Raw genomic sequence first — 15,260 nt, forward strand, 5'->3', positions numbered from 1 at the left:
ACTCTCATGCGCAAAACATCAGAGGTTTGCGGTGAAAACCGGTACAAAACCGATAAAGTCGTAAGTTGTCGTGGGTCAATGTGGTGACACTGATACTTGCCGCGCAAGCGCATAAGAACTTGTGGCTTTGATCCTGTGATCTGAAAAGTTCAGCCCTGATTGATCGCTACTTATTAATTTTTAATGTGTGCCTGCTCGGTACTTATGCATGTTTTTTTGCATGTTTATCTTGTTGCCAAGGAGTCTCTATGCATATCCAGAATTCCCATGTCGCGTCACAACAGTCTGCGTCGTCAACTTCCGGTATTGAAGCTGCTCAGGCCCCAAGACCTTTGCCGAAGTTTATCCAAAGAGTGCATTCAAGACAGTTCCGTCCAATATTCGTATGGTTTGGGTTGGCTCTCAACCTGGTGAGAGCCAGGATAAATACCTGAGGCAATGGGCGGATAAAAAACCGGGCAGTACGATCATGTTATGGGTGGACTCTCAACAATTTGACGCTTACTCCACCAACAAGACCGCCCGACAAGAGGCCGAGAAGGTATTTCCGGACTATCAGGCCGAGAAGCCATTGCGAGGCTTGTTCAGCCAGCTCAAGACCACACGGGATAACACTGATGCACTCCTGAACCTGGGAGCACAAAAGCAAGCACTGAGTGAACTGAACAACGAGCTGTCAGCCAAGGGTAATGAGTCCTGGAAAGAAAAACGGAGGGTCAGTTTTGCATCGGTACTGACAGTTATCCCGCATGGCTGATGGCTGGGATGAGAGCTGCCTGGGCACGCAGGCGAAATTGGGTGGGGTTACAGAGGTAACGCTTGCGAAAGCTCTCGGTGAAATGCCCGTGATTGGAGAAGCCGCATTCAAGGGCAATGTCCAGTACACGCATCGGGGTGGACAGCAGCAGTTCACGGGCCCGGGTCAGTCGGCGTTCCTGGAGCCAGCGCTTGGCAGAAAGGCCGTATTTCTCCTGGAACAACAGATTGAACTTGCGTAGTGGCATGTTGAACTCCAGTGCATAGCGCGCAACCGACCACTGGTTCAGGGCGTGTGTTTCGATGAACTCGAAGAACGGTTCGTCTCCAGTCATGATGTGTTGCAGCAGTGCGGTGAAATAGCGCCGGTCCACGCCCAGGCAATAGATATAGGCAAAGCGCAGCAATGTATTGGGGGTTCCCTTGGCCAACAGTTCGAGCACGCTGATCACATCATCCTGCGCCTTCACCATTCTGATGGGCGCACGCCAAAACAGGGTGCCATGGGTGACGCCGAGCAAATCCACGACATCGGCGTACAGGTGCTTGAAGTCGGCGGGGTAGAAATCGAAGTACTGAAGGTCGCTGTTTACACTGCAGGGCGCCGTTTCGCGGCTCGCCACGACAATAGAGTTTGGCGGTATGAGTTGCACTGTGCCGTCAACCTGTACCTTGCCGCCGTACTTTCCGAATAGAAATCGTACTGCCTGCATCGGTCCTCCCTTCCTGAATCACTGTCTGAGTGAACTCCATGGTCACGCGGGTGCTGAAAAATATGCATCGGGTGATTACCTGAAAGATAAGACGTGGGCGCGATCATTTTCATCAGTAACCGACTAAATATGTAAGCCGATGGCGCTTCGGTGAAAATTAGAATGTTTGAGGGGAACTCAGAAGAGTCAATGCCGTTGCTCTGCGGGCTGCGTACTGGGGTAGTCACCGGCTGCAAACCGATCTGTCGAGCAAACAGGCGCGTCTGTTCGGCGGTGTAGGCCGAGCCGTTATTGCTTAGCCATTGCACCGGTGACGGCAGAAGCGGGTTTGTCGAATCAGTCGCTTAAGCTGCTCATGAATACATATGACATTGGGTGGGGGTGGCCGCCGCCGTGGTTCCAGATTCAGGTACCTTCCCGTGTAAGGAATAAAGTCAATGACCGGGTGTGACAGTCGCCATTACTTCTCGGTTTTTCAACAGCCTAGGTAGTATTTGTACTCGACTGCGGCAGAAAAATAGCGTTCAAGCGCGACTTTGGGGCAAACTCCTTGTTTTTCTGCACTTTGGCCAAGGCATGCCCATGATTCCTGCGTCGTCAGTCGATGAGAAAAGTTTCCGCAAGCTTCTGAGCCGTAACGTGGCACTGCCACTGAGCGTTGGCGTGCTCAGTGCGGTATTTTTCGTTTGCCTGATCACTTACTTGTTGTCGGTGATTCAATGGGTCGGGCACACGGACCGGGTGATCAACAATCTCAATGAGACTTCGAAGCTGACCATCGACCTGGAAACCGGAATGCGCGGCTTCCTGATCACCGGCGACGAGCATTTCCTCGACCCTTATGAGGTCGCCAAGCCGCGGATCATTTCCGACCTGCGCGGGTTGCAGGAGTTGGTGGCCGACAATCCGCAACAGTTTGACCGTCTCAAGCGCCTGGAGTCCTTGCAGGTGGAATGGAACGGCTACGCCCAGGCAATGATCAGCCTGCGTCGCGAGAACGGTGATTACCGGGCGGCGGTCCAGGCCGGCCGGGGCAAGCGCCTGACTGACGAGATTCGCAAGGAATACGACCAAGCGGTGGCCATGGAGCAACAGCTGCGGATCAGCCGTAATGAAGACGTCACCCGTATCACGGTGATGAGCGTTACCCTCTATCTGCTGCTTGTGCTCGGGCTCAGTGGTTTTCTGGCGTACATTGGTAGAAAAAATCTCTTAGCACTTTCAGAGAGTTACAGCACAAGTCTCGCGTCACAACAGAAGATAGCCAAGCGCCTGGAACAGCAAGCCTGGCTACGCAACGGCCAGACCGAACTGGCAGAGCAGGTGCTGGGGCAACTGACCCTGGACCTGCTGGGCCGCAACATCCTGCAGTTCTTTGCCCAATACATGGGCACGGTGGTCGCTGCACTGTATGTACGTGAAGAACACGGCGGTCTGAAGCGGGTGGCCACCTATGGTTTCTCTCGTGAACAGGAACAGCAGGAACAGTCGATCTACAGTAATGAGGGCATCGTTGGCCAGTCTGCCCAACAGGGCCGGTTGATTCGTCTGGATGACGTGCCGGTGGACTACTTCAAGGTCAGTTCGGGCCTGGGGGAGGGCGTGACGCGCAGTGTGCTGGTGGTGCCTACCAGCGACGATGATCGTGTTAACGGTGTGATCGAACTGGGCTTTCTGCGTCCCCTCGACGAGCGCGATGTCGAGTTGCTGGAGCTGATTGCCGGCAACATCGGCACTTCTATCGAAGCCGCGCGTTATCGCCAGCGTTTGCAGGAAGTGCTGGCCGAGACCCAGCAGCTCAACGAAGAGCTGCAAGTGCAACAGGAAGAACTCAAGACGGCGAACGAAGAGTTGGAAGAGCAGTCGCGCATCCTCAAGGAGTCCCAGGCTCACCTGGAAACCCAGCAGGCCGAGCTTGAACAAACCAATGAACAACTGGCCGAGCAGACCCAGACCCTAGCCGACCAGCGCGATGCCATGGACCGCAAAAACGGTGAACTCAAACTGGCCCAGACTGAACTGCAAGAGCGCGCCGACGAGTTGCAGCGCTCCAGCAAGTACAAGTCCGAATTCCTCGCCAACATGTCCCACGAGTTGCGCACACCGCTCAACAGTTCGTTGATCCTGGCCAAGTTGCTGGCCGAGAACCCCCAGGAAAACCTCAGCGCCGAGCAGGTCAAGTTTGCCGAGTCGATTTATTCGGCCGGTAATGACTTGCTCAACCTGATCAACGACATCCTCGATATATCCAAGGTCGAGGCCGGTAAGCTGGAAGTGCGCCCGGAAAACACCAGTGTGGCGCGCCTGGTGGATGGCTTGCGCGGGATGTTCGAGCCGCTGGCGGCCGACCGCAAGCTGGCCTTCCAGGTGGAGGTGCAGGAAGGCGCACCGCTGATGCTGTTCACCGATTGCCAGCGACTGGAGCAAATTCTCAAGAACCTGCTGTCCAATGCGGTCAAGTTCACCGAGCACGGTCAGGTCAGCCTGACGGCGTCGCGTGCGCCAGGGGAGGGCATAGCCTTCACTGTGCGGGACTCGGGGATCGGCATCGCCCCGGATCAGCAGGAAAGCATCTTCGAAGCCTTCCGCCAGGCCGACGGCACCACCAATCGCCGTTACGGCGGCACCGGGCTGGGGCTGTCGATTTCCCGGGACCTGGCGACCTTGCTGGGCGGGTATATCAGCGTCACCAGCGAGCCGGGCCAGGGCAGTATCTTTACTCTGGTGCTGCCGGAACAGTATGTCGAGCGCGACGAAGACACCCCGGTCGTCGAGCAGCCTCGGGCTGTTGCCGCCCCAGTGCCGGCAAACATCTTGGTCTCGCCGCTGCCGATAGCCCAAGAGGTGGTGATTGCGCGCTTTGCCGATGACCGCGACAAGGCCCCCTTTGCTACCCGCTGCATCCTGGTGGTGGAAGATGAGCCGAACTTTGCGGGCATCCTCTTCGACCTGGCCCATGAGTTGGGTTACCAGTGCCTGGTAGCCCACGGTGCGGACGAAGGTTACAACCTGGCCGAACAATTCATTCCCGACGCGATCCTGCTGGACATGCGCCTGCCGGACCATTCCGGGCTAACTGTGCTGCAACGTCTCAAGGAGCACGCAGGGACCCGGCACATTCCGGTGCACGTGATTTCCGTGGAAGACCGCGTGGAAGCCGCGATGCACATGGGCGCCATCGGTTATGCGGTCAAACCGACCACCCGCGAAGAACTCAAGGATGTGTTCGCCCGCCTGGAAGCCAAGCTGACCCAGAAGGTCAAACGTATCCTGCTGGTGGAAGACGACGACCTGCAGCGCGACAGTATTGCCCGCCTGATCGGCGACGATGATATTGAGATCACCGCCGTAGGCTTCGCCCAGGAAGCTTTGGACCTGCTGCGCACCAACATCTACGACTGCATGATCATCGATTTGAAGCTACCAGACATGCTCGGCAACGAGCTGCTCAAACGCATGTCCACCGAGGATATCTGTTCGTTCCCGCCGGTGATTATCTACACCGGGCGCAACCTGACCCGTGATGAAGAGGCGGAACTGCGCAAGTATTCACGCTCGATCATCATCAAAGGCGCTCGCTCACCTGAACGTTTGCTGGACGAGGTGACACTTTTTCTGCACAAAGTCGAATCCCAGTTGTCCCATGAACGCCAGAAGATGCTCAAGACGGCCCGCAGCCGCGACAAGGTTTTCGAGGGACGCAAGGTGCTGTTGGTGGACGACGATGTACGCAATATCTTCGCCCTCACCAGCGCCCTGGAACATAAGGGCGCGATTGTCGTCATTGGCCGTAACGGCCGTGAGGCGATCGAAAAACTCAATGAAATCGATGACATTGACCTGGTTCTGATGGACGTGATGATGCCGGAGATGGACGGCTACGAGGCCACCGCGCTGATCCGCCAGGACCCGCGCTGGCGCAAGCTGCCGATCATCGCGGTGACGGCCAAGGCCATGAAGGATGATCAGGAGCGCTGCCTGGCGGCAGGCTCCAACGATTACCTGGCCAAGCCCATCGACCTTGATCGACTGTTTTCGTTGATCCGTGTGTGGCTACCGAAGATGGAACGCATTTAATTGGAACGAAACACTGACATCGAACTGCGTCTGTTGATTGAGGCGATTTACCTCAAGTACAGCTATGACTTTCGTGACTACTCCGGCGCCTCGGTCAAGCGCCGCGTCGCCCATGCCTTGCGCCAGTTCGACTGCAAGACCATTTCGGCCTTGCAGGAACGGGTGTTGCACGACCCTACGGCGTTCATGCAGTTGCTGCAATTTCTGACCATTCCCGTCAGCGAGATGTTTCGCGACCCTTCGCACTTTCTGGCGATTCGCCAGGAAGTGGTGCCGCTGCTCAAGACCTACCCGTCGATCAAGATATGGATCGCCGGTTGCAGCACCGGCGAAGAGGTGTACTCCATGGCGATCCTTCTGCGGGAAGAGGGCTTGTTGGAGCGCACGATTATCTACGCCACCGATATCAACCCCAGCTCCCTGGAAAAAGCCAAGCAAGGAATTTTCTCCCTGGAAAATATCCGTGCCTACACCCATAACTATCAGCAGGCCGGTGGAAAACGTTCGTTTGCCGACTATTACACGGCGGCTTACGATTACGCGATCTTCGACAAAAGCCTGCGAGAGAACGTTACCTTCGCCGATCACAGCCTGGCGACCGATAGCGTATTTTCTGAAACGCAGTTAATTTCATGTCGTAACGTACTGATTTATTTCAATAAAAAATTGCAGGATAGGGCGTTTGGATTGTTTCATGAGTCGCTGTGCCATCGTGGCTTCCTGGTGCTGGGCAGCAAGGAAACCCTGGACTTTTCCAGCTACAGCAAACAGTTCGAACCCCTGGTCAAACCAGAACGGATCTACCGAAAATCATGAATGAAGCCGCTACAGGCCAGTTGTACGCGCCCGGTATCGAAGCCATTGTCATAGGGGCATCCGCAGGCGGCGTCGAGGCGCTGTTGAATATTTTCGGCGCCTTGCCAAAGGGCTTCGGCCTGCCAATCATTGCCGTCCTGCATTTGCCCGACGAGCGTTACAGCCTGCTGGCGGAAGTCTTTGCCCGCCGCCTGCCGATACCGGTCAGGGAAGCGCGCGACAAGGAGCTGATCGAGGCCGGCACTTTGTATTTTGCTGGCCCCGGTTATCATTTGTCGGTGGAGCATGACCGCAGTCTGTCATTGAGCCAGGAGGACCGTGTGCACTACTCGCGCCCAGCCATTGATTACTTGTTTGAGTCGGCCGCCGATGCCTATGGCACGGGCCTGCTGGCGATACTGCTCACCGGCGCCAACCAGGACGGCGCCCAAGGCCTGGCCCACGTCAAGCAATACGGCGGCACCACTGTGGTCCAGGACCCAACGGAGGCGCGGGCGGCGGTCATGCCCCTAGCGGCCCTGGCGTTGCATATTCCCGACCATGTTCTTACCTTGAGCCGTATCGGCGCCTTGTTGGCTTCCCTGGAATCATCCCCATGCTAAGTACTATCCAGGCCAAACTGCTGATCGTCGACGATCTGCCGGAAAACCTGCTGGCCCTCGAAGCGCTGATCAAGCGTGAGGATCGCCAAGTCTACAAGGCGCTGAGCGCCGACGAGGCCCTGTCGCTGTTGCTCGAACACGAGTTCGCCATGGCCATTCTCGACGTGCAGATGCCCGGCATGAACGGCTTTGAACTGGCCGAACTGATGCGCGGCACGGAGAAGACCAAGAACATCCCCATCGTATTTGTCAGTGCCGCAGGTCGCGAGTTGAACTATGCCTTCAAGGGCTACGAGAGCGGTGCGGTAGATTTCCTGCACAAGCCGCTGGATATCCATGCGGTCAAGAGCAAGGTCAATGTCTTCGTCGACCTGTATCGCCAGAGTAAGGCCATGAAGCAGCAGGTCGAAGCCCTGGAGCAGAGCCGCCACGAGCAGGAAGCCTTGCTTACGCGTTTGCAGGCCACCCAGGCGCAGCTTGAGCAAGCGGTGCGCATGCGCGATGACTTTATGTCGATCGTCGCCCACGAAGTACGCACGCCCCTCAATGGGCTGATTCTGGAAACCCAGTTGCGCAAGATGCACCTGGCCCGGGACAACGCTGCGGCCTTTACGCTGGACAAGATGCACGCCATGGTCGATCGCGATGAGCGACAGATCCAGAGCCTGATCCGCTTGATCGAAGACATGCTCGATGTGTCGCGTATTCGCACCGGCAAGCTGTCGATTCGCCCCGGGCGCTTTGACCTCGCGCAACTGGTGCGCAACCTGCTGGAGAACTTTGCCCCGCAAGTGACGGCAGCCGAGTCCTCGGTGCAATTGGACGCGCCGCTGCCGGTGGAAGGCAACTGGGATGAGTTCCGCATTGAGCAGGTAGTGTCCAACCTGTTGACTAACGCCTTGCGTTACGGCGCCAAGAGTCCGATGGGCGTAAGGGTGTACACCGAGCATGGCGAAGCCCGGGTCGAGGTACGTGATCGCGGGATCGGTATCAGCGAAGACAATCAGAAGCGAATTTTTCAGCAGTTCGAGCGGGTTTCCGTCAGCCATGCGGCGGCAGGGCTGGGTCTGGGGCTGTTTATTTCCGAGCAGATCGTCGCGGCTCATGGTGGGACGATTGAAGTCGAGAGCCGGATAGGTGAGGGTGCGTTGTTCCGCGTGTGCCTGCCCCTTGAGGCCGGTACGTGAAATCAATCGCATATTCGACGCAACCTCTGCGTGACCCTATGGTCGTATCAGCAGCAATTGACCGGACAAAGGCTTCCCATGAGTGAAGATGCACAAGACGTTGTACTGATCGTCGAAGATGACGAGTCAATAATGTTCGTATTGGGCGAGTACCTATCGGGCCAGGGGTATCGGGTTTTAAAGGCGGTCGATGGCGAGCAGGCCTTCGAAATCCTCGCCACCAAGCCACACCTGGACTTGATGGTCACCGACTATCGCCTTCCTGGTGGCATTTCCGGGGTGCAGATCGCTGAACCTGCCATGAAGTTGCGGCCGGAATTGAAAGTCATCTTTATCAGTGGTTATCCGCAGGAAATCCTGGACTGCAACAGTCCGATCACCCGCAATGCGCCGATCCTGGCCAAGCCGTTTGATCTGGATACGTTGCAGGAACATATCCAGCGGTTGCTGGCTTAAAGTTGGCTAATCCTGCCTGGAGGTGAGGAGGATTTTGTCACCTGTGGGCAGCGAAGCTCCGACCAGCATCACGCCCGCATCATCTCCCGCACTTTCGCTGTCAAAAAATCAAACGTAAACGGCTTGGTGATTAACTGCATCCCCGGGTCCAGGAACCCACCACGGACCGCCGCATGTTCGGCATACCCCGTGATAAATAACACCTTCAAGTCCGGTCTGATCTGCCGCCCGATTTCCGCCAGTTGCCTGCCGTTCATGCCCGGCAGGCCAACGTCGCTGATCAGCAGGTCAATCCGTTGGCTGGATTCGATAATCGGCATGGCACTGTCGGCATCGCCAGCTTCTACAAAGCCATAGCCCAGCTCACTCAGCACGGCGCTGACCAGCACCCGCACGGCCGGGTCGTCTTCGACGATCAGCACCGTCTCGCCCGCGTTGGCGAAAGGCAGCAAGACGGGGTTAATCGGTTCTTCAATGGTCATTTCGCCGACAAAACGCGGCAGGAACAGGCTGACCGTGGTGCCTTCGCCCACGTTGCTGTGGATCATCACATGGCCGTGGGACTGCCGCGCAAAGCCATAGATCATCGACAGCCCCAACCCGGTGCCCTGGCCGATCGGCTTGGTGGTAAAGAAGGGGTCGAATACCCGGCTGATGACACTTTCCGGGGTGCCGCAGCCGGTGTCGCTGACGCTCAGCTCCACATAATCACCAGGCGTGAGCGTGCCATAGGCGGCAGTAAAGACGTTGTCGAGGTGCCGATTGCTGGTTTCCACTACCAGCCGTCCACCGTAGGGCATGGCATCCCGGGCGTTGATGGCCAGGTTGAGCAGGGCGCTTTCCAATTGATTGGGGTCGGCTTCGGCGGTCCATGGTTGCTCGCTCAAGCGCATGTCGAGGACGATGTTTTCGTTGAGGCTACGTTGCAGCAACTCGCCCATGGACGTCACCAGGTGGTTGATCTCCACCGGTTTGGAATCCAGCGACTGACGACGGGAAAACGCCAGCAGGCGGTGGGTCAGGCCTGCGGCACGGTTGGCGGAGGTGACGCCCAGGTCGATCAGGCTGTTGAGGTCTTCAGTGCGGCCCCGAGCCAGCCGCCTTCGCAGTAGCTCCAGGCTGCCGATGATCCCGGTGAGCATGTTGTTGAAGTCGTGGGCGATGCCGCCAGTCAATTGGCCGACGGCTTCCATTTTTTGTGATTGGCGAAGGGCTTCTTCGTTGTTGCGCAACTGCGCCGTGCGGTCCTCGACCTGTTGTTCGAGGGTCTCCAGGGTGCGCTGCAGGCGTAGCTCACTCTGGCTCAGGTCAATCAGGCGGTCGCGGGCTTCATACTGGCGGCGCCGACTGCGCAGGGCGGTGCTCACCAGGCTGATCAACGTGACCGGATGAAAGGGCCGCTCCAGCAGGGTGATGTTGCCCAGCCGGGTACTCAGGTGTGACGAAGCGTTTTGCTCGGTGCCCCGGTGACGGGTCAACAACACAATGGGCAGGTCGGACCAGGCTGGCTGTTGGTGCAAGTAGTTGAGTAATGGCTCCAGGTCAACGCCTCGCAAGGCTTCGGCGGCGATGACCAACAATCCGGCACCCTGTTCCAGTTCGTCGCAAAGCACCTGTAAATGGGCGGCGATGACGCCGCTGAACCCCGCTTCGTTGAGCATCTTCAGCGCCAGTGAGCTATCGCGTCCCAACGCCGCGAGGATGATCGCGCGCTCGGAGATGGCTGGCAGATAACTCACGAGCGCTCATCCTTGAGCAAGGGAATGCCAGTCGCCGCTTTTGCTGTGAACAGCTCTTTGGATGTAGACAAGGCGTGCCCTCGGGCCACGTACAAGTGGAGTACACGCCCGTTTGGGCGCGCCATAATCACTTGACCGTGGCGCCGTGTGGCGGTTCAACGTTTTGTGCCAATTGCAACTTCTTGGCGTGAGGCCTACAGGCCTTGCGCCAATGCAGGGTCGTCCGGATTCTGTTGTTCAAGCTGTGCCAGCAACACCTGGACGTTCTGCAACTGGCCACTTTCCTTCCAGTATTTGACCAGCAGCACCCGCGCCTTGCGGTTGGCGGGATGGCGCTGGACGATCTCTTCCAATTGGCGCTGGGCGGCTTCCAGTTCCTGCTGGGCATGCAGGGTGGTGGCCAGGTCATAGCGATAATCCTGATGGTCTGGTTCCAGCTCCACCGCTTTGGACAGGCCGAGCAGGGCGTACTCGCGCTCGCCGTGGTGCAATAACCACATGCCCAAGGCGTGTTGCAGATAGGGCGATTCGGGGTGGGCCTGCAGTTGTTTGGCCAACAGTTGGCGGGAGTCGTCGACCTTGCCCTGCTTATCCCACAGCTCGATTTGTGCGACCACTGCCTGCAGGTTGTCCGGTTCCAGGCGCAGGGCCTGTTCCAGCGCATTTTGCGCGTCGGACAGCAGGGCGCTGTGAATGTACAGGCGCGCCAGCTGAATCCAGACTTCAGGCGTTTCGGGTTGGCTCTTTAGCGCTTTTACATATTCATCCAGCACCTGCTGCAAGGGTCCGAAGTAAAGGCCCAAGGCGTCCGGTGAAAGGCCCAGCAAGGCGTTGGCGGCGGCAAAGCGCACGCTCTGCTCCTGATCATCGAGCAGCGGGCCGAGCAGCAGCGTGCGTTGGCCGCTGGGCACCAGGCCGACAATGCTGCTGATCGCCGCCTGGCGTACCAGTGGCGACTCGTTGGCCAGGTCCTTGTCCGCAAGTTTCAGGGCCTGGGGGCTGGGGTAGTTGGGGAGTTCGGCATGCAGGGAGGCGCGGCGCACATCGGTCAAGTCCGTCCGGCCCAACTGTTGATACAACACCCGCGCAGCGCCCGGCTCGCCGTTATGGGCTTGCTTGAGGGCCTTGGAATAACCATGGGTGATGGCCGCGGGGACGGCTACGGTGGTGCTGCGGGAGAAATACCAGGTGATCAGCACAATAAACAACAGGGCGCACAGACCGATGATCGAGTAACGGCGTGACTTTGACATGCAGGCGTCCAAGAGCTGGGCAGCTATTACAAAGCCACCAGCTTCGGCCAGACACCGACGGGTGTCAAACCGGCGTCACGTCAGCACGTAGTCCACCGGCTCCAGGGCTGGAGGCAGTGACGTTTCGCCAAGGGCTGCGAGGATCTCCCGTTCCAGGGTGCGTACGATCGCATTGCAGGGCAGGTCGTTTTCGTCGAAGCCGAACGGGTCTTCCAGATCGTCGCCGATTTCGTCCAGGCCAAAGAAGGTGTAGCTGACGATGGCGGTGAAAATCGGCGCCATCCAGCCCAGGGGTTCGGCCATGGCAAACGGCAGCAGAATGCAGAACAGGTAGATGGTGCGATGCAGCAATAGGGTGTAGGGAAACGGCAGCGGTGTGCTTTTGATCCGCTCGCACGCGGCCTGGACTTGGCTGAGGCCCACTAGGCGGGTTTCCAGCTGGGTGTAGCGCCAATCGCTGATACAGCCCTGTTCAGCCAAACCTGAGCAACGGGCACCGAGGGCTTGCAGAACGCTGTCGGGCAGATTGGGGTGGTTTGAGTCAATGGTGATCCACGGTTTGATAGCGCGGGCCTCGTCTTCCAGGCGCAAGCGGGCAACCAGGCCGTGGGCAAAGCCGCACAGGCCGCGCAGTATACCTTCGCGTTCGGCGCAGTTATTGAAGACCTGGGTTTCCCGGATCAGCGAACGGACCTCGATGATCATCTGCCCCAATTGCTTGCGGCCTTCCCACCATCGGTCGTAACAGGCGTTATTGCGAAAACTCATGAAAATCGACAGGGACAGCCCCAGCAGGGTGAACGGCGTGGCGTTGACCTTGGAGAAATACGCCGGGTGCAGCGCCTCCACCAGCACGATCACTGACGCCAACAGCGTCACCAGCAGGCTGCGCAAGGCGATGCGGTTGGCAATCGAGCCCTTGAGGGAAAACAGAATGCCGAACAGGTTGGGTTTGAGGCGAACGATCATCGAGGAGCTCTGGGTGGCGCAGGCCCTCAGACTAGAAGCTGACGGACAGGGCGTCCAATCGCTTGTGCCGACCGGGTGATCAGCGCGCTCTATGAACGCCGCCATTGGCCAAACCAGTCAGCCATGTTGAAAGCTTTGACTATTGTCCATTGAGCGCTCTGGAGCGACTATTTCCCCTGTCTAACCCCTCAAAAGCACGCCCCCTCAAAAAAACAAAAGACACAGGGATTTGCCACGATGCGCGATTATTTGGCTGCTACCACCGAGTTCAACTACCAGCAAACCGTCGAGGCCGCGCTGGCCGGTCACCTGCAAGGGCTTAATGCCTGCATCGAATGTTGCGACCGGCACGCGCTGCCGGGCCGTATTGCGTTGTTTTGGGAGGGCAAGGACGGCCGCAGCGCCACGTTGACCTTTACCGAACTGCAGGACCAGGCGGCACGTTTCGCCAACTTCCTGCTGGCCCAGGGCGTCAAGCGCGGTGACAAGGTCGCCGGGCTCTTGCCGCGCACCGCTGAATTGCTGGTGACGGTGCTCGCCACCTGGCGCATTGGCGCGGTCTATCAGCCGCTGTTCACCGCTTTCGGCCCCAAGGCCATCGAACACCGCCTGAGCAGTTCCGGCGCGGCGCTGGTAGTCACCGACGCAGTCAACCGTCCCAAGCTCAACGAGGTAGAGACTTGCCCGATCATCGTCACTGTGACGGGTGCCAAGGGTGAGGGCATTGTTCGTGGTGATTTCAGCTTCTGGGCAGAGTTGCCCAACTACTCCAATGTCTGCGAGCCGGTACTGTTGGGCGCCGATGATCCGTTTCTGCTGATGTTCACCTCTGGCACCACCGGCCCGTCGAAAGCGTTGGCAGTGCCGCTCAAGGCGATTGTCGCGTTCCAGAGCTACACCCGCGACGCGGTGGACTTGCGCCCCGAAGACGCGTTCTGGAACGTCGCCGATCCGGGCTGGGCCTACGGCATTTATTTTGGCGTTACCGGGCCGTTGTCCATGGGCCATCCGATCACTTTCTACGATGGCCCATTCACCCTGGAAAGCACCTGCCGGGTCATCAACAAATACGGCATCACCAACCTCACCGGTTCACCCACGGCCTATCGTCTGCTGATCGCCGGCGGCGAGCAGTTCGCCCGTTCGATCAAGGGCAAGCTGCGCATTGTCAGCAGTGCTGGCGAACCGTTGAACCCAGAAGTGATCCGCTGGTTTGCCGACAACCTGGGCGTCACCATTCATGACCACTACGGCCAGACCGAGTTGGGCATGGTGCTGTGCAACCACCACGGCCTGGATCACCCAGTGCACGTCGGCTCCGCCGGTTTTGCCTCGCCGGGCCACCGTATCGTGGTGCTCGATGACAACCATCAGGAACTGGCGGCCGGCCAGCCGGGGATTCTGGCCATCGACCGCGATCAGTCGCCGATGTGCTGGTTTGCCGGCTATGAAGGGGGCAAGACCAAGGCATTTGTTGGCCAGTACTATCTCAGCGGCGACACCGTGGAGTTGAACCCCGATGGCAGCATCAGCTTTGTCGGTCGCAGCGATGACGTGATCACCACCTCCGGCTACCGGGTCGGCCCGTTTGACGTGGAAAGCGCGCTGATCGAACACCCGGCAGTGATCGAAGCCGCAGTGGTCGGCAAGCCGGATGCGCAACGCACCGAACTGGTCAAGGCCTTCGTGGTGATCAGTGCCCAGTACCGCCCCGACCCGGAGTTGGCCGAAGAGCTGCGCCAACACGTGCGCAAGCGCCTGGCTGCGCACTCGTACCCACGGGAAATCGAATTTGTCAGCGAACTGCCGAAGACGCCGAGCGGCAAGCTGCAGCGCTTTATTTTGCGTAATCAGGAAATCGCCAAGGTCCAGGCGGCACAAGCGGCCGTAACCACGGCGTAATCTCATTTTCAAGGAAACAATGATGCAGATTGAGAACAAGGTTTTTCTGGTCAGCGGCGGGGCTTCGGGCCTCGGCGCGGCCACCGCGCAAATGTTGGTGGCGGCGGGTGCCAAGGTGATGCTGGTAGATTTGAACGCCGAGGCCGTGGCGGCTCAGGCCAGCAAGCTGGGCGATCAGGCCCGCAGCGTGGTGGCCGACATCAGTCAGGAAGCGGCTGCCGAAGCGGCGGTGCAGGCCACGGTTGCGGCATTTGGCGGCTTGCACGGGCTGGTCAACTGCGCGGGCGTGGTGCGCGGTGAGAAAATCCTTGGCAAGAACGGGCCGCATGCCTTGGCCAGTTTTGCCCAGGTGATCAACGTTAACCTGATTGGCAGCTTCAACCTGTTGCGCCTCGCGGCAGCGGCCATTGCTGAAACCGAGGCCAATGCTGACGGCGAACGCGGGGTGATCATCAACACCGCTTCGGTGGCGGCCTTTGACGGCCAGGTCGGCCAGGCGGCCTATGCTGCGTCCAAGGGTGCGATTGCCAGCCTGACCCTACCTGCCGCACGGGAGTTGGCGCGCTTTGGCATTCGGGTGATGACGATTGCACCGGGCATCTTCGAAACCCCGATGATGGCTGGCATGACGCCTGAAGTGCGCGACTCGTTGGCGGCCGGCGTACCGTTTCCGCCACGCCTGGGCAAGCCCTGCGAGTACGCCGCGTTGGTGCGGCATATCATTGAAAACAGCATGCTCAACGGCGAGGTGATCCGTCTTGACGGTGCCTTGCGCATGGCGGCCAAGTAA

The 15,260-nt window shown here is 58.6% G+C and carries 12 protein-coding genes and 1 pseudogene; 8 read left to right on the top strand and 5 right to left on the bottom strand.

Annotated features, from left to right (window positions below; translation table 11 throughout):
• The first annotated feature begins 385 nt into the window (after positions 1–385).
• Positions 386–757 (top strand): TcdA/TcdB catalytic glycosyltransferase domain-containing protein, encoded by a 372-nt coding sequence (locus tag FQ182_RS14720; RefSeq protein WP_149414035.1) that lies wholly within the window; start codon positions 386–388, stop codon positions 755–757.
• Here the strand turns inward: FQ182_RS14720 and FQ182_RS14725 are convergent.
• Positions 741–1,469 carry an AraC family transcriptional regulator gene (locus FQ182_RS14725; RefSeq protein WP_149414036.1) on the bottom strand — a complete coding sequence of 243 codons (729 nt, stop codon included), beginning with the start codon at positions 1,467–1,469 and terminating at the stop codon, positions 741–743. The two genes, FQ182_RS14720 and FQ182_RS14725, sit on opposite strands and share 17 nt — an antisense overlap.
• A gap of 179 nt (positions 1,470–1,648) precedes the next feature.
• Positions 1,649–1,783: pseudogene (locus FQ182_RS30315) on the bottom strand (IS3 family transposase); the annotation flags it as partial.
• 268 nt (positions 1,784–2,051) lie between these two features.
• On the opposite strand from FQ182_RS30315, the gene FQ182_RS14735 reads away from it, so the two are divergent.
• From FQ182_RS14735 to FQ182_RS14755, 5 genes are all read left to right on the top strand, one after another.
• The gene (locus FQ182_RS14735; protein ID WP_149414037.1) at positions 2,052–5,546 is read left to right on the top strand and encodes a response regulator; all 3,495 of its coding nucleotides are present in this window, start codon (positions 2,052–2,054) and stop codon (positions 5,544–5,546) included.
• On the top strand, positions 5,547–6,362 hold the full coding sequence (locus tag FQ182_RS14740; protein ID WP_149414038.1) for a protein-glutamate O-methyltransferase CheR: 816 nt from the start codon (positions 5,547–5,549) through the stop codon (positions 6,360–6,362).
• The gene (locus FQ182_RS14745; RefSeq protein ID WP_149414039.1) at positions 6,359–6,964 is read left to right on the top strand and encodes a chemotaxis protein CheB; all 606 of its coding nucleotides are present in this window, start codon (positions 6,359–6,361) and stop codon (positions 6,962–6,964) included. Before FQ182_RS14740 ends, FQ182_RS14745 begins: the two co-directional genes overlap by 4 nt.
• Positions 6,958–8,151: a hybrid sensor histidine kinase/response regulator gene (locus tag FQ182_RS14750; protein WP_149414040.1), complete on the top strand. Its 1,194-nt coding sequence runs from the start codon at positions 6,958–6,960 to the stop codon at positions 8,149–8,151. Before FQ182_RS14745 ends, FQ182_RS14750 begins: the two co-directional genes overlap by 7 nt.
• 78 nt (positions 8,152–8,229) lie before the next feature.
• Positions 8,230–8,607: a response regulator gene (locus FQ182_RS14755; RefSeq protein ID WP_149414041.1), complete on the top strand. Its 378-nt coding sequence runs from the start codon at positions 8,230–8,232 to the stop codon at positions 8,605–8,607.
• Positions 8,608–8,675: 68 nt separating this feature from the next.
• On the opposite strand, the gene FQ182_RS14760 is transcribed toward FQ182_RS14755, so the two are convergent.
• The 3 genes from FQ182_RS14760 to FQ182_RS14770 form a co-directional block, all read right to left on the bottom strand.
• Positions 8,676–10,346 (bottom strand): response regulator, encoded by a 1,671-nt coding sequence (locus FQ182_RS14760; RefSeq protein WP_149414042.1) that lies wholly within the window; start codon positions 10,344–10,346, stop codon positions 8,676–8,678.
• Positions 10,347–10,540: 194 nt separating this feature from the next.
• Positions 10,541–11,599, bottom strand: a complete 1,059-nt coding sequence (locus tag FQ182_RS14765; protein WP_149414043.1) for a HEAT repeat domain-containing protein — start codon at positions 11,597–11,599, stop codon at positions 10,541–10,543.
• 75 nt (positions 11,600–11,674) lie between these two features.
• Positions 11,675–12,568, bottom strand: a complete 894-nt coding sequence (locus FQ182_RS14770) for a bestrophin family protein (RefSeq protein WP_149414044.1) — start codon at positions 12,566–12,568, stop codon at positions 11,675–11,677.
• A gap of 237 nt (positions 12,569–12,805) precedes the next feature.
• Between FQ182_RS14770 and FQ182_RS14775 the strand changes: the two genes are divergently transcribed.
• A complete protein-coding gene (locus tag FQ182_RS14775) occupies positions 12,806–14,470 on the top strand; it encodes an AMP-binding protein (RefSeq protein WP_149414045.1) in 1,665 nt (554 codons plus the stop codon).
• 22 nt (positions 14,471–14,492) lie between these two features.
• Positions 14,493–15,260, top strand: a complete 768-nt coding sequence (locus FQ182_RS14780; protein ID WP_149414046.1) for an SDR family NAD(P)-dependent oxidoreductase — start codon at positions 14,493–14,495, stop codon at positions 15,258–15,260.

The organism is Pseudomonas sp. ANT_H4, from assembly GCF_008369295.1.
Taxonomy (GTDB): Bacteria; Pseudomonadota; Gammaproteobacteria; order Pseudomonadales; family Pseudomonadaceae; genus Aquipseudomonas.